Below are 20133 nucleotides of genomic sequence, written 5' to 3'. Positions count from 1 at the left end.
ATTCTTCCCGGAGGTTCCCATGAAAGACCTCGTCATGAAAATCCTGCCCGTCGTGGTGGGCCTTGCCCTCGGCTTCATGCTCTTCGAGGGGCAGTCCCTCTTCAGCGGGCTCGGGGCGGCGGGAATCTGGGTGCTGGTCGGGGTGCTGCTGGGGGTGTTCGTCGCCTTCGTGGGCTTCCTTTGCCTCCAGGCCCTGCCGAAGGCCGTCGACCTGAAACCGGCCGGCATCGACCCCGGCGACCCCAAAATGGCCGACTGGATCTGCCGGTGCCGCGCCCTGGGGTTTCGGGAAGCGGGGCCCCTGTACCGGGTGGAGATTAACCCTCCCGCCCTGCTGCAGAGCCTCGTCCACGGCACGGAGCCCGTCTACGCCGCCATTTTCAGGACAGGGACCCTCCCGGCCGTCGTGGGGATCGATTTCGTCTCCATCCTGGACGGGGACCGGGGCGGCCTGACCACCAACCCCGACCGCCGGGGCGGCACCCTGCCCGGCGACGTCGGTTCCCTGCGGCAGCTGCTTCCCGGCGCGGAGGTCGAGGCCCTCTTCCAGTCCCACCTGCAAGGCGTGGCCTACCTGGCCTCCCGGGGGCTGCCGTGCCGCCCGGTGTCGGCGGAGCGCTTCCCCGCCGACCTCCGCCTGGGCATCGAACGCCAGCGCCGTGCCTACCTGGCCAACCCGGTGAAAAACACCCTGATCGCCATCTTCCGCGCCGTGACCCTCCAGTCGCCGTACGTCGGCCCCATCCAGAACCAGAAGGAGGCGGAACGGCAGATCCGGGCCCTCCTCTCCGGCGTGCGGCCCTGAGCGGCGACCGCGTATCCGTCCCGGAAGAAGGGATTTCGACCACGAAATACACAAAACCACGAACAGGCTCGAGCAGCCGTAGCGGATGAACGGCCTGCGAGTTCTCCGCCATGGGAGTGCAATTTGCAGCCTGCGGCCGCTCGCCGAGTCGCCAGGACGCATAGCCTCGCAAAGGAGCCCAAAGGATCATCCGGCTTCTCTTTGCGAAAATTGATGAGCCCGCAAAAAGTCGCGAACGGGGGATTTCCCGCGAATAACACGAAGATACGCGAATTTATAACACGAATAATATCTATTGATTATTGATTTCTGATTCGCGTTCATTCGCGTGATTCGCGGGCAAAATAGGACTTTTTTACGGGGTCGCCAAAATGGGAGCCCTGGCGGCTTTGCGCGGGGGCTTTTCAATGCCTTCGGATCGCCATCAGTGTCAGGTCGTCGGGTTTGGGTGTCCCGCGCAGGAACGCGCGGAGGTCCGCGGCAAACGCATCGACCCAGGCCACCGCGGACAGGCCCCTGCACTCCCCGGCCAGGCGTGCGACCCGCTCCGTCCCGTAATCCTCTCCGTCGTGACTGGCCTCTGGAAGACCGTCGGTGAAGAGGAACAGGGTGTCCCCGGGACCCAGGGTGTACCGCCGGGCCTCGTACTCGCTCTCGCAGAAGATGCCTACCGGCAGGCCCGTCGCCTCGACCGGCGTGACCCCGTCCGTCCGGGTCAGGAGCGGCGGGGGATGGCCGGCGTTGCAGATCTCGAGGGCGCCGTCCGGCGAGAGGATGCCGCAGACAAGGGTGGCGAAGCGGTTCGCGGAGACGCTCTGGCAGAAGAGCCGGTTGACGCGCGTGACCAGGTCTCCGAGCGGCATGCCGAAGGACGTCAGGCTGTGGAACATGGCATGCAGCTGGGACATGAGGAGGGAGGCGGCGATCCCCTTCCCCGAGACGTCCCCCACGATGAAGGTCAGCTTTCCGTCGCCGTCGGGTGAAACCAGGTAGTCGCAATAGTCCCCGCTGGTCGGGCCGGCCGGCTCGTAGTGGTAGTGGACCTCGAAGCCGCCGGACACGAGGCCGGGTTTCGGGAGGAGCTTCCCCTGGATGCAGGACGCCAGCTCCAGGTCCCTTTCCAGGGCCCGCTGCTGAGCGGAGGAGAGGTGCTCCAGGCAGAACCGGGTCAGCGGGTCCGCCGCCAGGAAGTCTTTTTCGATGCCCTCGTGGCACACCTCGCAAAGGCCGAAACTCCCCTCGTCCAGGCGCCGCAGTGCACAGTCCACCTCCGACAGGAGGTCCCGCAACCGCGCATTCGCACCGGGAACCCCCAGAACGCCCTCGATCCGCTGGCGGCGATCCAGCAGTTGCTGCCGGTAATACCCGGCCTCGGTGATGTCCACATCCACCTCCTTTTCGAGCGGAAAACCGGAGCGGTTGCCCCTGAACGGCTCCAACCGATCCGGGACACCCATCTTCTCCCGGGACAATCAGGGACGCTCTTCACTCTCCGTACCCGGTCCGGGCTGCCAATCCGGGACACCCCGCTTCCTCTCGACACCTCTGCGGGCGACAGGCTGGGTATCCGATTTCCCAATCGCCTCTCCCGGGCGTTTTGGTCAGTATATCCGTGCTGTTTCCGCCAAGGCAAGCAATTCTTCCGGGGTGTTGCGCGAGTCCGGGACCCGTGTTACTCTGGCGGACCGATGGCTGAGCACTCGGAGAGGAGTTCCCGGATGAACCCCTACGACGCCCCGAGGGAAAACCCCCTGGTCCTCGCCCCCATGGCGGAACTGACGCACGCCGCCTTCCGCACCCTCGTGGCGGGTTTGGGCGGGTGCGACGTCTTCTTCACCGAGATGCTCTCCGCCCGGAGCGTGGCGCGCTCCACCCAGCCGTCGCTCTTTCTCCGGCGTGCCCCGGAAGAGACCGACCTGGTCCACCAACTCGCCGGGGCCGACCCCGACCTCGTGGCCGAGGCCGCGGCGGTCCTCGACGGGCGGGGCGTCCGCCGCATCGACCTCAACATGGGGTGTTCGGCGCCCATGATGACCGGAAAAGGCGAAGGGGCAGCCCTCCTTGCGGACCCCGCCCGGGCGGAGGCGATGGTGCGGGCCGTTCGGCGGCGCTTTCCAGGGCACCTCAGCGTGAAGATGCGCCTGCCGGAGCCGGGGGGGGTGCCGGCCGTCGAGTTCGCCCTCCGGATCGAAGGCGCGGGCGCCCAGACGCTGGCCCTCCACCCCCGCTTTCCCTCGGACAAATTCAGGCGCCGGGCCCGGTGGGAGTGCATCCGGCAGCTGCGGGAAAAAGTGAGTGTCCCTGTCGTGGGGAACGGGGACATCGGCACCGCCGACGACATCCGCCGGATGTTTGCGCAGACGGGTTGCGCCGGGGTCATGGTGGGCCGGGGGGCGGCGGTCCGTCCCTGGGTCTTCGCCCAGGCGGCCGGGTTGAGGGAATCACCCCCAGATCCCCGGGGGGTCCTCGAGGACTTCATCTCCCGGCTGGAGCTTCATCTTCCGGCCGAGCGCCGCCTGAGCCGGCTAAAGATCTTCGTGAATTGGTTTTGCCGCTCTCTCGACTTCGGACACTCACTCTTTTCCGCCGTCCAGCCCGCCCCGACGCTTGACCGCGCCCGGGTGGGGATCGAGGCCTTCTTCCGGGCGATTGGAGCGCAGCCTCCCCCCCCGCCGGCCTGAACCCTGGCCCGAGAACCGGGGACCCGCCGTCCTCGGGCCAGACCGGGACAACGGGGGCGCCCGTGATGACGTTCCATGGTTCTCCGCCTTCCTCCCCGACCGACCGGCTTTCGGGCCGTGAAAAAGGGTGGGCCATGGCCGATGTCCGGTTGCAGTCGAGCCCTGAAATGCGTACACTTCTCTTTCGGCCGCGGGGCTGACCTTTCCGGAGGGTGGACGTGAACGGCGAAATCCTGGTTCTATGCTGGACCGCTCTGTGCATGGGTGTCCTGCACACCCTCGCGGGACCCGACCACTATCTGCCCTTCGTCATGCTGAGCCGGGCCCGCCGGTGGAGCCGGACCCGGCTCATCCTGGTCACCGCCGCCTGCGGTTTCGGGCACATTCTCTCGTCGGTCGCCCTCGGTCTCGCGGGAATCGCCGCCGGTGTGGCCATCGGTCGGCTGGAGGGGATCGAGTCGGTCCGCGGGGACCTGGCCAGCTGGCTGCTCCTCGGCTTCGGCCTGGCCTACGCGGCCTGGGGGATCCGAAGAGGGGCCCGTTCGCGGGAACACACCCACGAGCACCGCCACGCGGCAGGGGACACTCACTCTCACACCCACGATCACCTTCACGACGCGCACCTCCACCCCCACCCGACCGATGCCCGGGGGGAGGATCGAAAGCGCGTGACGGTGTGGGCCCTTTTCGTGATCTTCGTCCTGGGCCCCTGCGAACCGCTGATCCCGCTGGTGATGGTCCCGGCCTCTCACCACTCCTGGGGGGGGGTCGTCCTCGTCTCGTCGATTTTCGGGGTGGCGACGGTGGCGACCATGACCGTGGCGACGCTCCTGCTGGAGAGCGGCATCAAACGGTTGTCCACCCGCTGGATGGAGCGTTACATGCACGCCCTCGCGGGGGCGGTGATCGCCCTCTCCGGCGCCTCGATCCTTTTTCTCGGGCTCTGAGGAGCAATCTCTGACAGGAGCGGCAGTTCCTGGAGCGAGCACACCATGGATGCACAACCCCCGTTCAAAGTCTCGGCCATCCGGTTCCTCAACGCGCTTCCGCTGACGTGGATGCTGCTTCAGAAACCGGCCCCGGCCGGGCTGGAGGTCACCGAGAGCGTGCCCAGCGGGAATGCCGACGCCCTGGCGAGAGACCGGGCCGACGCCGCGCTCCTCCCGTCCATCGAGTACCCGCGAATCCCGGGCCTCGTGGTGCTGGACGGCGTCGCCATCACCTCCCCCGGCCCCGTGAAAAGCGTCCTTCTCGTCTCCCGCCGGGAACCGGGCGCCCTTCGGGACGTCGCCGTGACCACCCACTCCCGCACCTCCGCGGCCCTCCTGCGGATCCTCCTGCAAAGGGTGTACGGCAACGCCTGTCCTTTCCTGCCGTTCGACGATCCCGACGGGGTCCTCGAGCGGCACGACGGAATGCTCATCATCGGTGACCCGGCCATGACGGGGTGCTTCGACGGTTTTCAGGTTTTCGACCTGGCGTCGATGTGGAGCGCGTTCACGGGACTTCCCTTCGTGTTCGCCTTCTGGGCCTTGCAGGGGGACCTGGCGGGGAGCCCCCTGCCGGGCCTGCTGTACCGGTCCGCACAGGACGGGATCCGGCGGATCCCCGAAATCGCCCGGTCCGCCGCGCGGCGAACGGGCCTGCTAGAGGTGGAAATCCTGGGCTACCTTCGGGAAAACCTGAGCTATCGCCTGGGAGAGGCGGAGAAGGCGTCCCTGGCCCTGTTCTACCGACTCGCCCGCGAGGAGGGCCTGATCGAAGACGACCGGCCGCCGGCCTTCGTCCGGGTCAGCTGACCCTCACCCCGACGCCCCTTCGCCGGGCGTGTCATTTTCCCATCCCCGCCGGCCCATCTTCGGCTTGACGTGTCGGGGGCGCACCGTCGCCCCCCCGGTCGAGTCCCGGGCCGGTCCGCAACGGGCGGCGCGAAATGAGGTGCGGCCCCCGGTTGCCCGGGGGCCGCTTATCTTGAGGTAGGTTGATTTTCAGGATGTGATTGGGTGGTGGGCTGCTTACGCAGTTGTGTTTTTCGGTGGGTCACTTTTCGTGGGTAGGTTGGAATCCTTGTTTTCGGAAGGAGCCGGGCTCGGCGAAGGGGAGTTCTTGCGGGCGTAATCGGTGATGTACCAACCACTTCCCTTGAACTGGAACGCCGGGGCCGAGAGCAGCCGCTCCACGCGCCCCCCGCAGCCGGGGCACACGCTGAGCGGATCATCCGACATCTTCTGGATCTGCTCGAAGTTGCCGCACACGTTGCAACGGTATTCGTAGATCGGCATGTGGCACCTCCTTCCTGCAAAATAACGCGTCAGAATAACGGATGCCGTCCCGGTTGTCAAGACTTATTTTTCACATCCCCGAAAAAGGGCGGTCCCCTCCGGGCAATGGCTCAAACACGGGCTTTGCACGCATTTTCCCCTTCACCTCCGGGGTCTTTGCGCGTCCGCCCTTCTGCACCCCCGGGAAAAACTACTCCCCGGTGAACACGGGGCGGCGCTTCTCGTGAAAGGCCCGGAGCCCCTCCTCGTAGTCCTTGCTGTCGTAAACCTGCCGGCGCAGCCCCTGGATGCGCTCGAACATGATGGGGGTCAGCGGGTGCGCGCTCGCCAGGAGCCGGACCTGCTCCTTCATGGAAGCGATGCTCAGCGGGCTGTTCTGGGTGATGTGCGCGGCCAGCCCGTAGGTGAACGGCTCGATCTCCTCCTCGGAGACCAGGTGGTTGAGGATCGCCACCTGGAGGGCCTTCTCCGCCGAAACGGGCCGGGCGGTGAACAGCATCTCCTTGACCATGTTCACCCCGAGGATGTTGACGAAGTGCAGGATGCCGGACACGTTGTAGGGGATGCTCATCCGTGCCGGCGTCATGGTGAAGGTGGTGGTGGGGCACCCCACCAGGATGTCGCAGCTCATCGCGACGTCGCAGGCGCCGCCCCAGACCCCCCCCTCGATCAGGGCGATGACGGGCATGGGGCTGTACTGGATGGCCCGGATGAGGTTGAGCAGGGGGTCGTTGTAGGACAGCGGGTCACGGCCCGGCTTGGGAAGCTCGTTGACGTCGTGCCCGGCAGACCAGGTCGTCGCGCCGCGGGGAGCGCGCAGGACCACCACGCGGGCCTTGAGCGCCCTGAATTCCTCCAGGGCCGCCATGATCGCCTCGGACATGGCCCGGCTGAGGGCATTGCGTTTTTCAGGGTTGTTCAGGGTGATGGTGGCGATGTAGCCGCTCAGGTCTTTGTGGATGTTCGGCACCGAAACCTCCTGCTGGGTTTTGCGTCCAGGGCGTCCCCGGTGATCAATCACCGCGGGGAAACACCCAACACGCTGGACGCAGGGGATTCTACCCGTAACGGCTCCGGGCGGCAAGGCAAAAGGCGTTCGGCCGGTCGGCCGTGATCGGAGACACCTCCTCCCTGTGCCTCCGTGCCTTTGTGCGAGGGCATCAAGCTTCAATACCGTCCCTTGTGTCTTTTGGGTCCTTTGGGTCCTTTCGTCCTTAACGCGGGTTCCCCGTCAGAACAAAAGGAGACCAGAAAAAGGGGTGGGCGTACGAGGGGGCCTTCGAGGGGGTCTGCGGGTTGCCGGACCCGCCGGCCGACCCAAGGACCCCGCGCCGGAAGGCGGCCGGGCCCGGGGCCGCCCCCCGCATCAGGGCCAACTGGGCTTGGCGGAGCGCTTCGGCTTTGCCCCAGTCCGGGGCGGTCGCCCAGATGCGATAGAATTCCCGCATCAGGACCGCGGTACTGACATCCTCAACCGGCCACAGCGAGGCCAGGACCGCTCTTGCCCCCAGCTGCCGGGCCAGGGCCCCGAAACCCTCGATCTCCTGCCCGTAAGCCCCCTCCCCGCCCATGGCCGTGTTGCACGCGGAAAGCACCAGCAACTCGACCCCGTCGAAGACATCCTCGAGGCCCTTCAGATCCGCCAGGGTCAGGCGCCCCCCGTCCCCCAGCAGAAGATAGGAGTTTTCCTCGTCCCCGGGGCCGAACTGGAAATGACTGGCCACGTGAAGCAGCTGAAACCCCTCCCGGCCCGCCTGCAGCAACGTTTCCCGAGTGAAGGATTGGTCCAGCCTGACGATCCCGGGGAGCACGCCCGGGGACGACGCGTCGCCCTCCACGCGGACGATGCCGCCCAGTTCGTCAACGACGCCCTCAAGGGCGGGCAGGTCCCCGTGCGCACGCGTCACCCCCAACCCGAGAACCCGCCGGCCTGCGCGTTCGTCGATCAGCGACTCCCGGACGGCGGGTGTGTACACGACGTTGCAGAACCGCTCGACGAGATAGCGCCGCCCGTCATGGAGGGCCGCCACGGGAAGGTAACGGAGCGCCCGGTCCAGCGACCAGAGCACAAGCCGGGCCCGGGTCTTCCGGAAGCAAGGCTCCAGTTGGGCCGCCAGGATGCGATACATCCCTTCCGCCGCCTTCCGCGGGTCCCGATCCAGCCGCTGGAGCGCCTCCCGGAACATCCGGACCTTCACGTCCAGTTCCCGCGCGCCGACCGGGGACACCGTCACCTCACGCGTCGCCGGCGTAACCGCGAGCGCCCAGCAGTTCCCCTCGGTCACCAGGACATAGACGGCCATCGCCCCGGCGCCGAGCCGTCGCAGATCCTCCCTGAGCCGCTCGGTGCCCGACGGCTTGAAGCGTTTCTCCCCGGGGCCTGCCGGGGGGGACAGCTTCCCCGCCAGGGACTTGCACGCTGCGAGAAGGGCTTCCTCGCGGGCCGGCCGCCCGGACTCGAGCTCGCGGAGCCGCTTCTCCTGTTCGGCCGACCGGTTTTTCCGGACCGCCAGGAGGGTCTCCTCGTGAAGGAGGGGTACAACGCCCGCGAGGGCTTCGCTCCACAGCCGATCGACGACGGTTTCGTCCGGCGTGAGGTCCGCTTTGCGGACCGGTCCGGGATCACCGGCCTTTCGCCCCGCCTTGCCGAGGAACTCCAGGTGCTCTTCCTCCTTCATGAGGTCCAGGACCTGCTGGGCTTCGGCCAGGCGGCCGCCGGACAGCAGAAGGGCCGCCAGGAAGCGGTAGACGTTCTCCTGGTTGCGGGCGAAGGATTTCCGGGTGTCCCGGTCCAGTCCTTCGAGACGGCCGCGGAGGTCCCCGACGACATTCACGGCCTTCTTCCCGAAATACGCCGCCATGCGCGGATTCGAGAGCTTCTTCCAGGCCCGTGCCAGCCGTTCGAGGGCCAGGGCCTCCCCGGGTCGGTTTCCGGTCGCGATCTCGAGAACCAGGGCGCGGACGAGATAACCGAGTGCGATTTCCGTTCTTCCGCTCAACATGTGCATCTGGCCGCAACCCTGGAGCGTCTGGGCCTGGCCCGGCACGTCGTGGATGCCTTTTCGGACGTCCAGGGCCTGCCCCATCCACTCGAGAGCCCCGGAGAAGTCCCCCTCCCGCCCCCGGGACATCCCGAGGTTATACAGGACGGACCCTTCCCCGTGACGGTTGCTCCTTTCCCGATGGATGCGGAGCGCCTGTTCGAGGTTCTCCCGGTTCCCCGCCTCATCCCCCGTTTCCGCCAGGATGCACCCGAGATTGACCAGGGAAATCGCCTCGTTGTCACGGTCGCCGGTGGCACGGCGGATCTCCAGGGCCTGGCGGTGGCACGCCAGGGCCTCGCGGCGGTCGCCCAGGAAGTCCTGGATGACGCCGAGATTGTTCAGGGCCATCGCTTCCGCGCCCCGATCGTTCAACTCCCGGAAGATCGAAAGGGACTCCCGGGTTTTTTCCAGGGCTTCCCGGTAGTCCCCCTGGGCCCGGAGAACCAGGCCGAGGTTCATCAGGGTGGCCGCCTCGCTCGAGCGATCCCCGAGGGACCGGTACAGCGGCAGGAGTTCCCTGAAGCGGGCGAGGGCCTTTTCCCGCTCCCCGATCCGGTTCCAGATATTGGCGACGTTCCCCAGCGTCCGGGCTTCGCCGGCCTTGTCCCCGGCGGCCCGCCAGAGGGGGAGGGCCTCCTCCAGGAGGGCCAGGGCCTGGGAGCGGTCACCCCGGAAGTAGAAAACCTCCGCCCGATCGCACAGGGCCTGTGCCTCCCCGGACCGGTCCCCCGCCTCGCGGGAAACGGCCAGGGCCTGATCGATCAGGGCCAGGGCCGCCTCGGGCATTCCGGAAGCCCGCTTCGCCTCGGCGGCCCGGCGCAGGGCCCTCGCCTCGCCGGCACGGTCCCCTGCTTCCCGCCAGATCACCAGGGCCTTTTCGAAGGCGTCCAGCGCCCGCTCCTTTTCAGCCGATGCCAGGAAGGCTCTCCCGGCCTTCTCGAGACACTCCGCCGATCGTCGGGGCTCGGGGATACGGTACCCCTCAGCCGCGGCCAGGAATTTCTCCGCGGCCTCCCGCAGCCGGGACCGCTTCAGGAGGTCCCGGGCCTCGCCGGCCAACCCGTCGGCGGCGGCGACCGGGTCCGGCTTGCCGGGGGCGGGGACGGCTCCGGGGGCGACCGGGCCCGGCGGGTTCGGAGGAGGGTCGCTCGCTGCGGCGGCAGACCTTGCGAAGGCCTCCGGGAAGGCCGCGGCCAGAACGGCGGCCAAGAGGAGCACCACCCGGTGGAAGCGGTCGAAGAACTGCCTTTTCATCGCACACCCCCGTGAGGCCTTCCCTCATTTTACCCCGGATGACGCGGGAAAAGGCAACCCTCATCCGGAGAAGAGACCAAAGATTGGCCTGAACGAGCCGGCAGGAGGGCGGGAGAATTCTCAAGCTCCCCCGATTGTGGGGTTTTTCACCGCCTTCCCGGCTCCGGGAAAGGACGAAAGGACCAAAAGGACATAAAAGACCAAAAGGACGGCACCGAGCCACCGCGTGCCGTCCGGGGCCCGGGGCCCCGCTGTCTCCCCGGGCGTCCTCGGAGCCCTTTGCGATCGCCTTGGCACTTCGGCCCTTCGCGTCCCTTCGGCCCTTCGCGTCCCTTTGGTCCTTTGCGTCCCTTTGGTCCTTTTCTTCTCCGGTGTTGCCGGGTAAACCGGGGGAGGTGTATACTCCGCGAGCGCAACCCGGGGGGGCCTCCCGGCTCCCCCGGGACCCCGCGAAAGCTTGAAGAGGAGCCTGCTGTGCCCCAACGACCCCGGATCGCCATCCCCCTGCGCCGCAACCTCGACGCCCCGAACGAGTACCTGTCGCCGGACTACGCCGAGGCCGTCCACGCCGCCGGCGGGGCGCCGTTCCACCTCCCCCTGATCCCCGACCCGGAGAGCGTCCGGCGCCTGCTGGACGGGGCCGAGGGGATCTGCCTCCCCGGGAGCAACAGCGACGTGGACCCGTCCCTCTACGGCGCCGAACGCCACCCGAAGCTGGGGCCCGTGCAGCCCCGGCGGGACGCCACCGACGCCCTTCTCCTCGCGGAGGCGGAGCGCCGGGGGTTGCCTCTCCTGGCCATCTGTTACGGTCTGCAGCGCCTGAACGTCTTCCGGGGGGGCGACCTCCACCAGGACCTCCGGTCGGCGGGGTACGAGCGTATCGATCACCGCGTCTTTCCCGGCGCCGGGCACGACGTCCGCCTGGACCTCTCCGCCTGGCCGCGCCCCCTGTGGGCGCTGCGGGAGGCCATCCGCGCCCTCGTCCCGCCGGGGGCGGGCGGGGAGTTCGTCTTCCGGGTCAACACCTCCCACCACCAGGCCGTCCGCACGCCGGCGCCGGGGGCGGCGGTCTTCGCCCAGGCGCCGGACAGCGTCATCGAGGGAATCGTCTTTCCCGGGGAGGGCCGTTTTCTGCTGGGCGTCCAGTGGCACCCCGAGCGCGACCCCGAATCGGGGCTCTCCCGGGCGATCTTCCGAAGTTTCGTGGAGGCCTGTGGGGCCTATCGCCCCTTGTAGCGGAGGTTCATCAGCTTCCAGGGCAGGTTGTCCAGGTTCTCGAAGGTGATGCCGTTGGGACCCAGTTCGATCCTGGCGGCGGGGAGCATGATGCCCTGGCCCTTGCCGTCGGGGCCGAGCTTGATCTCGATGAGGCCGAAGGGGTAGTCGAGCGAGCGGGTGCCGTGCCACAACTCGCCGAAGGCGATGCGCCGGTCCAGCAGGATGCGGTAGAGGGTGGACCCGTCCTCGGCGGTCTTCTTCGCGATGATCCCGACGGGCGAGCCCAGGCTGGCCCCGATCATGACCATCCCCTTCTCGAGCTTGGAGATGGCGTTCTCCAGCGCCTTCTGGCCGCCCTGCCTGAAGATCTCGGCGAACCTGGCCATCTCCTCAGGGGTGACGTACTCCTTCATGCAGATGGTCAGGGGCCGGGCGGGCGTCCGGAGCGCCGCCCCCTGTTCGATGACGGTCCCCTCGATGTAGTCGCACTTCTCCCCCGCAGCCGTAAAGACGGCGAAAGCCGCCAGGATCGCGAAAAACAGGGCCGTTCGGTTCAACAGGGTCTCTTTGCGCATGCTTGATCCTCCCGATTGGAATGTCGCTCAACAACGGATAACGCAATCCCATGGTAAAGACATTGCAGCCGGATGGCAAGGGATTTGGGGGCCCCGCGAAAACCCCTTGACATCCTTCGTCCCGTTGTGTTACAAAGTCGATCTTTTGAGAACGCGAAGCGGAGGAAAAAATGGCCAAACGTTGTGATATCTGTGGAAAAGGGCCCATGTTCGGGCACCGGGTCAGTCACGCCCACAACCTCACCAACCGGCGTTTCGACCCCAACCTGCACCCGGTGAAGGCCCAGGTCGGCGGCGACGTGAAGCGGTTGCGCGTCTGCACCCGCTGCATCCGGTCCAACAAGATCCAGAAGCCGTTCATCAGCACGCGGACCAGCTAGGTTTCCCGACTCTCGCCCTCCCTGAGGCTCTCGATCCTCTCCACCCCCTTCACGCTGCGAATCGAACGAATCGTCCGGAGGATCTTGTCCAACTGGGCACGGTCCTCCACGTCCAGCGTGACCATGAACACGCCCTCCTTCGAGTCCGTCGCCTGGGCCCGGAAATCCCGGATGTTGGCGTCCGTCTTCGAGATCCGGTTGGAGATGTCGGCAATCATCCCCTTGCGGTCCTCCGTGCGGATCTCCAGGGTGATGGTGTACTTCTCGTCCCTGGGCCGCTTGCCCCAGGAGACCTCCACCAGCTGCTCGGGCTCCGCCGCCAGCTTGGTCAGGTTCGCGCACCCCGCAAAGTGCACGATGATCCCGCGGCCCCGGGAGACGTAGCCCACGATCTCCTCGCCGGGGATGGGGTTGCAGCACCGCGCCCGCGAGACCAGGCTGTCCTCCATGCCGTGCACCACGAACTTGCCGGGGCCCCGCCGGAAGACGTCCCGGACGAAGTTCCGGATCCCGCCGGTCACCCCCGCCGCCTCCTTTTCCGCTTCGTCGGGCTTGAGGAGGTCCTCCACGAACTTCCGGGGCGACAGCCGGCCGAACCCGATGCCCGAGAGCAGCTTTTCCCAACCATCGACGCCCGTCTCGCCCAGGCACCCGGGCAGGTCCGGGTGTTCCTGGATCTGCCGGAGCGTCTTGTGCAGCCGGAACACCTCCTTTTCCAGGAGTTTTCGCCCCAATTCCACGGACTCCCGCTCGGCGTTCCGCTTCAGCCAGGTCCGGAGGGCGTTGCGCGCCTTGGTGGTCCGGACCAGGGACATCCACTCCTTCGTGGGGTGGCGGGCGGGGGAAGTGACGATCTCCACGATCTCCCCGTTCCTCAGGGGCTGCTTCATCGGCACGACCCGCCCGTTGACCTTGGCCTGGGCGGCGTGGTGGCCCACCTCGGTGTGGATCTCGTAGGCGAAGTCGAGGGGGGTGGCCCCGCGGGGCAGCGTGACCACGTGCCCTTTCGGCGTGAACACGTAGACCTCCTCGGGAAAGAGGTCCACCTTGAGGTTCATCAGGAACTCGTGGGGGTTCTCGACCTCCTTCTGCCACTCCATCATGTGTCGAAGCCAGGTGAATCGGCGGTCGGTCTCGTCGTGCCCGAGCTGGCCCTCCTTGTAGCGCCAGTGGGCCGCGATGCCCTCCTCGGCCATCCGGTGCATGTCCTGGGTGCGAATCTGCACCTCGAGCGGGATCCCGGTCTCCGTCATCACCGTGGTGTGGATGGACTGGTACCCGTTGGGGCGGGGCATGCCGATGTAGTCCTTGAAACGCCCCGGCACCAGCTTCCAGAGGCTGTGCACGTAGGCCAGGATGGTGTAGCAGTGGGGGATGTCCGTGGAGATGACCCGCAGGGCCAGAAAGTCGTAGACCTCGTCGAAGCTGATCTTCTGGTTCTTCAGCTTGGCGTGGATGCTGCAGACGCGCTTGATGCGGGACTGGAAACTGGCGGGGATGTCGTGCTCGGCCAGGACCTGCCGGAGCTTCTCCTCGCACTCCCGGAGGATCTTCTCCCCCGCCCCCCGGCGCTTCTCGATCATGGCGATGATTTCCTGGTACTTGGCCGGTTCGAGGTAGGAAAAGGCCAGGTCCTCCAGTTCCCCCTTGATCTTCCCCATCCCCAGCCGGTTGGCGATGGGCACGTAGATGTCCATGGTCTCCCGGGCGATCCGGGCCTTCTGCTCCGGCTTGAGGTACTGGAGGGTGCGCATGTTGTGGAGGCGGTCCGCCAGCTTCACCAGGATCACCCGCACGTCGTTGCTCATGGCGAGGAGGAGCTTGCGGAAGTTCTCGGCCTGCTTGTGCTCGGTGGAGGTGAAGGGGATCTGGCTGATCTTGGTGACCCCGTCCACGATGACGCCCACGGTGTCGCCGAACATCTTCCGGATGGACTCCACGTCCGTGAGCGTGTCCTCCACGATGTCGTGGAGGAGGCCGACGGTCACCGCCACGGGGTCGAGCCCCATGTCCGCCAGGATGGAGGCCACCTCGAGCGGGTGGGCCAGGTAAGGCTCGCCGGACTTCCGCTGCTGACCCGCGTGCTCCCGGGCGGAGAAGATGTAGGCCCGCTGGAGCATCGTCACGTCCGCGCTGGGGAAGTGATGCAGGACCTTTTCGGAGATATCCTCGAAGCGGATCATGTCAACCTCTGCGTTCCCGCTCAGGATAACCGAGGTGCCTCCCGTTTTCAAGTCTCGACAACATCTTGACATCCGGTTGACGATCCGGTATAGTGAATTAGACTGACCGCTCTCCCCGAACTGCCGACTGGATCGCGCGTTGCCAAACTTCCCGGGGAGATTTCGGGGGAGTCAATACCCATCCAGGGAGCACAACATGAGAAAACTCGCACTGATCGCGCTTTCGGGTCTTTTTTCGCTGGTGGTTCTCGGGCAGTCCAGGCCGACCGAGGCGGCGGACAAGCGCAAGGCCGACCCGGAAAAGCAGAAGCCGGCCTTGACCCTGTCGACCAACGACCTTCAGCCGGCCAAATTCGACGCCGGCCCCCCCGCCGAAGCCGCCCCGGCCGCCGAGGGCGAGGGCGCGGAAGCCGCCCCGGCCGAGGAGGGCAAGGGAAAGGACGAGGGGAAGAAGGAGAAGACCCAGGACGACGTGAACGACGAGTACATGGGAAAGCTGACGGCCAAGTACCGCGAAATGGCCGACCTCGAGCGGCAGCGGGACGTGGCCATCCTGGAGTACAACCGCCTGCGCAACGACTATTTCAAGATGTCCGACGGGGTCTACCGTGACAACGTGGTCCGGCAGAAACGCGACGCCGCTTTCAAGCGAATCGACGACACCAAGCAGGCGGTGGAGAAATCGAAGGAGCAGCTGTCCGACCTGGAGAACGAGGCCCGCAAGAACGGCGTCCCCCCCGGCGTGATCCGGAAGGCCAGGGACAATTCCGTCATCCCCGACACTTCGGCCCCGGCCCCGGGCGAAGAAGACCAGAAGAACCAAGAAGATTGAAGGACGGCGGCCGAGCCTCGGCTCCCGCCGGCAACCTGATGTCACCCGCCCCCACCCCGGCCGCTTCGCTCGGCGGTTCCGTGCTGATCGTGGAGGACCGTCAGTCCCTGCGCGAGATGCTCGCCGAGTTCCTCGGGCAGAACGAGTTCCAGGTCGAAACCGCCGCCTCCCTGGCCGAGGGGCTGGAGAAGTACCGCAACGGGGCCTGGCACCTGCTCCTCCTCGACCTCAAGCTGCCGGACGGGTCGGGCCTGGACCTGCTCCAGACGGTCCGCCGGATGAGCCCCTCGCAGCCCGTGATCCTGATGACCGCTTACGGGACCATCGCGGACTCCGTCCAGGCCATGCGGTCCGGCGCCGTCGACTTCATCCAGAAACCCATCGACCTCTCCACGCTCCTGCAGCTCGTCCGGAAGTCGGTGGAGACCGCCCGGCGGCACAGCGAACCGCTCCTCTACCAGGAAGTCTTCATCCGCGGGTACAAGCTCCCGCTGCTGGTCGGCGTCAGCGAGGCCATGGCCCAGACGGCCCTGATGGTCCAGAAGATCGCGCCCACCGACGCCACCGCCTTCCTGATCGGGGAAAGCGGGACCGGCAAGGAACTCTTCGCCCGGACCATCCACCTCCTGTCCGGCCGCCGGAACGCCCCCTTCGTGGAGGTCAACTGCGCCGCCATCCCCGAAACCCTCATGGAGAACGAGTTCTTCGGCCACGTCCGGGGGGCGTACACGGGGGCCGACGCGGCGTCGAAGGGGAAGTTCGACCTGGCCTCCGGCGGCACCCTCTTCCTGGACGAGATCGGCGAGATCCCGCCCACCATGCAGGTGAAGCTGCTGAAGGCGCTCGAAGAGAAACGCTTCACCCCCATCGGGGGAAGCCACCCGGTCTCGGTGGACCTGCGGATCATCGCGGCCACCAACCGCAACATCGAGCAGGAGGTCCGGGCCGGGGCCTTCCGGGAGGACCTCTACTTCCGGCTGGCCCAGTTCCCGATCCGCATTCCCCCGCTCCGGGCCCGCCGGGCCGACATTCTCCCCCTCGCCGAGTACTTCGTCCGGGAGGCGGCCCCCCGTTTCGGGAAAACCGCGCCCTCCCTGTCGGAGCCGGCCCGGGCGGCCCTTCTCGAGCACGACTGGCCCGGCAACGTGCGGGAACTCAAGAACGCCGTGGAGCGGGCCGTGATCCTGGGCGAAGGGGACAGCCTGACCCCCCGCGACATCTTCCCGTCCACCCACCCCGCCGGCCAGGCCCCGGCCGGGATCCCCGTCGCCGAACTCCGGGAGAAGGGGTTGGACGCGTGCCTCAGGGAGCGCCTGCTCCGCCTCGAACGGGAGACCATCGAGCGGGTCCTGGCCCTGGCGGGGGGCGACCTGGTGTCCGCGGCCGAGTGTCTCCGCCTCTCGCCGGACGAACTGTCCCGTCGCCGCGGTGAAAAAAACCCCGCGGAGGAGGGCGAATGCCCCCCGGCATGAAACTCGCCGACAGCTTCCGGGAGGACGCCCGCGGCGGCAAGGCCCCCGTGGTGCCGTTCTTCCCGTTCCCGACCGGGGACCCCTCGCCCCTGTTCGACCGCGTCGTCGCGCTCTGTGAGACCCGGCCGACGACCGCCCTGGGCCTGGTCTTCCCCGGCCGGCGGGTCCTGGACGGGGTCAGCGGGCGCCGCCCCGCCGGCCGCCCCGTCCTCGAGTGGGACCTCTTCCAGTTCCTCTTCGCCCTGAAGCAGCGCACGGGCATGCCTACCGTCCTGGCGGTCCACTACCGGGACATCCTCGACTTCGGGATCTACCCCTACGCCCAGGAGGGGCACAAGGTCGGGCTCGACCTGCTGCTCGTCCGGGACCCGATCCTGGACGAACTGGATTACTTCACCGCCGAGGTCGTGGCGGGGGGGATCGGGTTCGGGGTGGTGGCGGGCGCCGGTTTCACGGCCGACGCCGCGGGGAGGGCCCGGCCGTACCTGTCGGGCCCCGTCTGCTTCCCGGACGGGATCACCCCCCCCGGGCCGGCGCGCCTCTTCTCGGAGACCACCCTCCCCGCGCTTTTCCGGGCCCCGCCCTGCCCGGGGCGTCCGGGAAGCGGGCCCCTCCCCTGCCTGCCCCGCGAGGCCTCGGACCGCGCGGGCTGGTACCTGGAAGTCCCCGCGTTACGCCCCGGTTTGGGCCCGGCGGGGACCCGGGCCTGGTCGGAGCGCCTGGACGCGGCGGTCCGGGGGCTCCGGGAGGCCGGCCGTGGCTGACGACGCGCGCGTGTCCGCCTGCATCATCGCCTTCAACGAGGTCGCGGGGATCCGGAGGACCCTGGAGAGCGTGGCCTGGTGCGACGAGGTCCTGGTGGTGGACTCGGGGAGCACCGACGGCACGACGGCCCTGTGCGGGAACTTCGGCGCCCGGGTGCTGCACCGCGACTGGACCGGTTTCGTGGATCAGAAGAACTTCGCCCAGGACGCGGCCGCCCACCCCTGGGTCTTCTCCCTGGACGCCGACGAGGTCTGCAGCCCCGAACTGGCCGCCGAGGCGCGGGCGGCCCTGGGCGTCCCCGAGGCCGCGCCGGCGTACCGGGTCCCGCGCCGGGTCTTCTTCATGGGCCGGTGGATCCGCTACACCGACTGGTCCCCCGACTACCAGCTCCGCCTCTATCGCCGCGACGCCGGCCGGTGGCGCGGCGGCCGCGTCCACGAGTCGGTGGCGGTGGAGGGCCCCGTGGGCCGCCTGTCGGGGCCCCTCCTCCACTACACCTACGACGACCTGGGCGATTACATTCGGAAACTGGAGAGCTACTCCCTCCTGTCGGCCCGCGACATGCACGACCGCGGCCGCCGGTCGACGCGGGCGAAGCTCCTCCTCTCCCCCGTCGCGGCCTTCGTCAAGAGTTACGTCTTCAAGCGCGGCTTCATGGACGGTGTCCCGGGGATGGTGATCGCCGGCCTCTCCGCCGCCTCCGTCTTCTTCCGCTACGCCCGGCTCCTGGAACTCGACCGGGGGCAGCCCCCCCCCGGCCGGATGGGGCCGGAGGATCTGAAGCGAGACCGTGAAGAAAAGGACCTAAAGGACCAGAAGGACCTAAAGGACGGCAAGGAAGGCCCGGGAGGTCGGCAAAGCCAGGAAGGCAGGGAGGCAGGAAGACCCGGGAGCCAGGGGGGCAAGGGGAGCCAGGGGGGCAAGGGGAACCTGGGGGGCAAGGGAGGTCACTGAGGCGCGGGAGGTCAGGGGGCCTCGGCCTGCCGGGGGCATGGCTCCTGCCGCCCACAGCAAGGCTCCGCCACTGGCCCCGTTTCTCCGCTCACTCCCATAACCTCCATAACCCCTATAACTCCTATAATTCCCATAATTCCCATAATTCCCATCACTCCCATTACTCCCATTACTCCCATCAACCCGTCGGGCCCTGTGCCCCCGCCGCGCTCAGGGCGACCGCCGCGCACGGATGAGGGGAATGTCCTCCTCGTTGAGGGTTCGGAAACGGCCCGAGACGTCGTGGGTGCGCCGGAAGGCCTTGTCGGCGTACATGCGCTCGTCCACGGTGCGGAGGGCTTCCTCGTGGATCATGTCGGCCTCCAGCATCGAGACGCCGGCCGACAGGTGGATGGAGGGGCAGCCGTCCGCGGGGACCCGCAGGCCGGCACGGAGCACCTCCAGCCGCTGGAGGGCCTGCTCGGTCCCCATGCCCCGGCAGACCGCCAGGAACTCGTCCCCGCCCCACCGGAAGAGGGCGTCGTCGGGGCGGAAGGTCCGCAGAAGAGCGGTGGCGACGCGCTTGAGGCAGGCGTCCCCCACCCCGTGCCCCCACCGGTCGTTGATGAGCTTGAAGTCGTCCAGGTCGATGAAGATGAGGATGTTCCGGAACCCCTCCCGCTTATTCATCTCTTCCCGGAACCCGCGCCGGTTCAGGAGGTTGGTGAGGGGGTCGGTGTCCACGAGCTGGCGCAGGCGTTCCCGGGAGAGGAGCAGGTCCTGGTTGAGTTCCTCGAGGTTGCGGTGGGTGGTGCTCTGGAGGGCCACGAGGGAGGACAGGGCCACCACCAGCTCCGCCCCCGCGTCCAGGAAAGAGGACGCCTGCATGTAGTCCGCCAGGATCAGCCCCCCCCACGCCAGGGGCGCCAGGATCGGGGTGTAGTGCAGGAAGAGGGCGCCCTCCAGGAGCATCGCCCACCCCAGCCACCGGGACATGGCCGAGCGGGGACGCATCAGGAGCCAGATGGCGCCGAGCGTCATGAGGGACCCCACCAGGAAGCTCATCCCCAACTGGACCATGGCGATGTGCGGGGAGAACATCCCCAGGCAGAGGCTCCACAGCCCGGTCCAGAGAAGGGCCCGGCCCATTTCCAGCGGCGGGGCGGAGCCGGGGGTGACGTGTTCCCGGGCCCCGGAGAGGATGAGCAGGACGAACATGGTCTTGGCAAAGGCGTATCCGCCCATCCCCAGGCGCGCCAGGGCAACGGGGGGGTGAGCGAAGGCCGTGAGCATGACGAAGGCCAGGGCCGCCAGGTTGGCCCCCCAGGCTCCGGCCCAGCTTCGGGCCTCCTGAAGCTTCAGCTGGCGGGAAAGGAACAGGAAGAAAAAGAAGATCAGGCCCGTCATCACCAGCTGGATGATCAGGGACCATTCCTGGAGGGCGAGGTTGGCGTAGCCCATGTTCACCTCGTGGGGGCCGGCGGCCTTCGGGGGCTTCACTCTCATTATAAAACCGTCTTCCGCCGGCGTCCCCCCCAAAATGACGGCGGCCCGCGTCAAAGGTTGCAGTTTTCCCGATTTCGCCCCTCCGGCGCGGGGGTTGCCGGCGGTTCATCCTTGACATTTTCGGGCGTTTCCGGTAGCTTGGGCGATTGTCCGGTGCGAGAGGGCCGACGGCCGTCCCGCGGGACACGGGAAGGCGCGGTCCG

General features: G+C 67.6%; 17 protein-coding genes. 10 read left to right on the top strand and 7 right to left on the bottom strand.

Going from position 1 to position 20133, the window contains the following annotated elements:
• Positions 1-19: 19 nt before the first annotated feature.
• Positions 20-805 (top strand): hypothetical protein, encoded by a 786-nt coding sequence (locus KA419_06195; protein ID MBP7865522.1) that lies wholly within the window; start codon positions 20-22, stop codon positions 803-805.
• A gap of 404 nt (positions 806-1209) precedes the next feature.
• Here the strand turns inward: KA419_06195 and KA419_06190 are convergent, their stop codons facing one another.
• Positions 1210-2190 (bottom strand): SpoIIE family protein phosphatase, encoded by a 981-nt coding sequence (locus KA419_06190; GenBank protein ID MBP7865521.1) that lies wholly within the window; start codon positions 2188-2190, stop codon positions 1210-1212.
• A gap of 333 nt (positions 2191-2523) precedes the next feature.
• Here KA419_06190 and KA419_06185 point away from each other — a divergent pair, with 333 nt between their 5' ends.
• The 3 genes from KA419_06185 to KA419_06175 all read left to right on the top strand — a co-directional run bounded on the left by KA419_06185 (position 2524) and on the right by KA419_06175 (position 5285).
• A complete protein-coding gene (locus KA419_06185) occupies positions 2524-3486 on the top strand; it encodes a tRNA-dihydrouridine synthase family protein (GenBank protein ID MBP7865520.1) in 963 nt (320 codons plus the stop codon).
• A 218-nt stretch (positions 3487-3704) separates the two neighbouring features.
• Positions 3705-4433 carry a sulfite exporter TauE/SafE family protein gene (locus KA419_06180; GenBank protein ID MBP7865519.1) on the top strand — a complete coding sequence of 243 codons (729 nt, stop codon included), beginning with the start codon at positions 3705-3707 and terminating at the stop codon, positions 4431-4433.
• 45 nt (positions 4434-4478) lie between these two features.
• Entirely contained in the window at positions 4479-5285 is an 807-nt protein-coding gene (locus KA419_06175; GenBank protein ID MBP7865518.1) for a menaquinone biosynthesis protein, read from the top strand.
• 216 nt (positions 5286-5501) lie between these two features.
• Here the strand turns inward: KA419_06175 and KA419_06170 are convergent, their stop codons facing one another.
• From KA419_06170 to KA419_06160, 3 genes are all read right to left on the bottom strand, one after another.
• A complete protein-coding gene (locus KA419_06170) occupies positions 5502-5768 on the bottom strand; it encodes a zinc ribbon domain-containing protein (GenBank protein ID MBP7865517.1) in 267 nt (88 codons plus the stop codon).
• 190 nt (positions 5769-5958) lie between these two features.
• Positions 5959-6738, bottom strand: a complete 780-nt coding sequence (gene scpB, locus KA419_06165) for a methylmalonyl-CoA decarboxylase (protein ID MBP7865516.1) — start codon at positions 6736-6738, stop codon at positions 5959-5961.
• 244 nt (positions 6739-6982) lie between these two features.
• Positions 6983-10066, bottom strand: a complete 3084-nt coding sequence (locus tag KA419_06160) for a tetratricopeptide repeat protein (GenBank protein MBP7865515.1) — start codon at positions 10064-10066, stop codon at positions 6983-6985.
• A gap of 474 nt (positions 10067-10540) precedes the next feature.
• Here KA419_06160 and KA419_06155 point away from each other — a divergent pair, with 474 nt between their 5' ends.
• On the top strand, positions 10541-11302 hold the full coding sequence (locus KA419_06155; GenBank protein MBP7865514.1) for a gamma-glutamyl-gamma-aminobutyrate hydrolase family protein: 762 nt from the start codon (positions 10541-10543) through the stop codon (positions 11300-11302).
• Here the strand turns inward: KA419_06155 and KA419_06150 are convergent.
• Positions 11287-11859 (bottom strand): hypothetical protein, encoded by a 573-nt coding sequence (locus KA419_06150; GenBank protein MBP7865513.1) that lies wholly within the window; start codon positions 11857-11859, stop codon positions 11287-11289. The genes KA419_06155 and KA419_06150 overlap by 16 nt on opposite strands.
• Positions 11860-12029: 170 nt before the next feature.
• Between KA419_06150 and KA419_06145 the strand changes: the two genes are divergently transcribed.
• Entirely contained in the window at positions 12030-12239 is a 210-nt protein-coding gene (locus tag KA419_06145; GenBank protein ID MBP7865512.1) for a 50S ribosomal protein L28, read from the top strand.
• Here KA419_06145 and KA419_06140 read toward each other — a convergent pair.
• Entirely contained in the window at positions 12236-14422 is a 2187-nt protein-coding gene (locus KA419_06140; GenBank protein ID MBP7865511.1) for a bifunctional (p)ppGpp synthetase/guanosine-3',5'-bis(diphosphate) 3'-pyrophosphohydrolase, read from the bottom strand. The genes KA419_06145 and KA419_06140 overlap by 4 nt on opposite strands.
• 196 nt (positions 14423-14618) lie before the next feature.
• On the opposite strand from KA419_06140, the gene KA419_06135 reads away from it, so the two are divergent.
• From KA419_06135 to KA419_06120, 4 genes are read left to right on the top strand one after another with little or no spacing between them, the layout of a single operon-like run.
• Entirely contained in the window at positions 14619-15254 is a 636-nt protein-coding gene (locus tag KA419_06135; GenBank protein MBP7865510.1) for a hypothetical protein, read from the top strand.
• Between the two features lie 38 nt (positions 15255-15292).
• Positions 15293-16726, top strand: a complete 1434-nt coding sequence (locus KA419_06130; protein MBP7865509.1) for a sigma-54-dependent Fis family transcriptional regulator — start codon at positions 15293-15295, stop codon at positions 16724-16726.
• Positions 16711-17490: a hypothetical protein gene (locus tag KA419_06125; protein MBP7865508.1), complete on the top strand. Its 780-nt coding sequence runs from the start codon at positions 16711-16713 to the stop codon at positions 17488-17490. The genes KA419_06130 and KA419_06125 overlap by 16 nt, the downstream gene beginning before the upstream one ends.
• Positions 17483-18445, top strand: a complete 963-nt coding sequence (locus tag KA419_06120; protein MBP7865507.1) for a glycosyltransferase family 2 protein — start codon at positions 17483-17485, stop codon at positions 18443-18445. The genes KA419_06125 and KA419_06120 overlap by 8 nt, the downstream gene beginning before the upstream one ends.
• Before the next feature lie 210 nt (positions 18446-18655).
• On the opposite strand, the gene KA419_06115 is transcribed toward KA419_06120, so the two are convergent.
• Positions 18656-19930, bottom strand: coding sequence for a GGDEF domain-containing protein (locus tag KA419_06115; GenBank protein ID MBP7865506.1), 1275 nt, complete (start codon positions 19928-19930; stop codon positions 18656-18658).
• Positions 19931-20133 lie beyond the last annotated feature (203 nt).

The sequence above is a fragment of the Acidobacteriota bacterium genome, assembly GCA_018001935.1.
Lineage (GTDB): Bacteria > Acidobacteriota > JAAYUB01 > JAAYUB01 > JAAYUB01 > JAGNHB01.
The sequence above is the reverse complement of the archived record's forward strand: the minus strand, read 5'-3'. Positions and strand labels throughout refer to the sequence as shown.

Coding starts and splice junctions, on each gene's coding strand:
- KA419_06195 (MBP7865522.1), top strand. CDS start 20: ATGAAAGACCTCGTCATGAAAATCCTGCCCGTCGTGGTGGGCCTTGCC.
- KA419_06185 (MBP7865520.1), top strand. CDS start 2,524: ATGAACCCCTACGACGCCCCGAGGGAAAACCCCCTGGTCCTCGCCCCC.
- KA419_06175 (MBP7865518.1), top strand. CDS start 4,479: ATGGATGCACAACCCCCGTTCAAAGTCTCGGCCATCCGGTTCCTCAAC.
- KA419_06170 (MBP7865517.1), bottom strand. CDS start 5,768: ATGCCGATCTACGAATACCGTTGCAACGTGTGCGGCAACTTCGAGCAG.
- KA419_06160 (MBP7865515.1), bottom strand. CDS start 10,066: ATGAAAAGGCAGTTCTTCGACCGCTTCCACCGGGTGGTGCTCCTCTTG.
- KA419_06150 (MBP7865513.1), bottom strand. CDS start 11,859: ATGCGCAAAGAGACCCTGTTGAACCGAACGGCCCTGTTTTTCGCGATC.
- KA419_06145 (MBP7865512.1), top strand. CDS start 12,030: ATGGCCAAACGTTGTGATATCTGTGGAAAAGGGCCCATGTTCGGGCAC.
- KA419_06140 (MBP7865511.1), bottom strand. CDS start 14,422: ATGATCCGCTTCGAGGATATCTCCGAAAAGGTCCTGCATCACTTCCCC.
- KA419_06135 (MBP7865510.1), top strand. CDS start 14,619: ATGAGAAAACTCGCACTGATCGCGCTTTCGGGTCTTTTTTCGCTGGTG.
- KA419_06130 (MBP7865509.1), top strand. CDS start 15,293: ATGTCACCCGCCCCCACCCCGGCCGCTTCGCTCGGCGGTTCCGTGCTG.
- KA419_06125 (MBP7865508.1), top strand. CDS start 16,711: ATGCCCCCCGGCATGAAACTCGCCGACAGCTTCCGGGAGGACGCCCGC.
- KA419_06115 (MBP7865506.1), bottom strand. CDS start 19,930: ATGAGAGTGAAGCCCCCGAAGGCCGCCGGCCCCCACGAGGTGAACATG.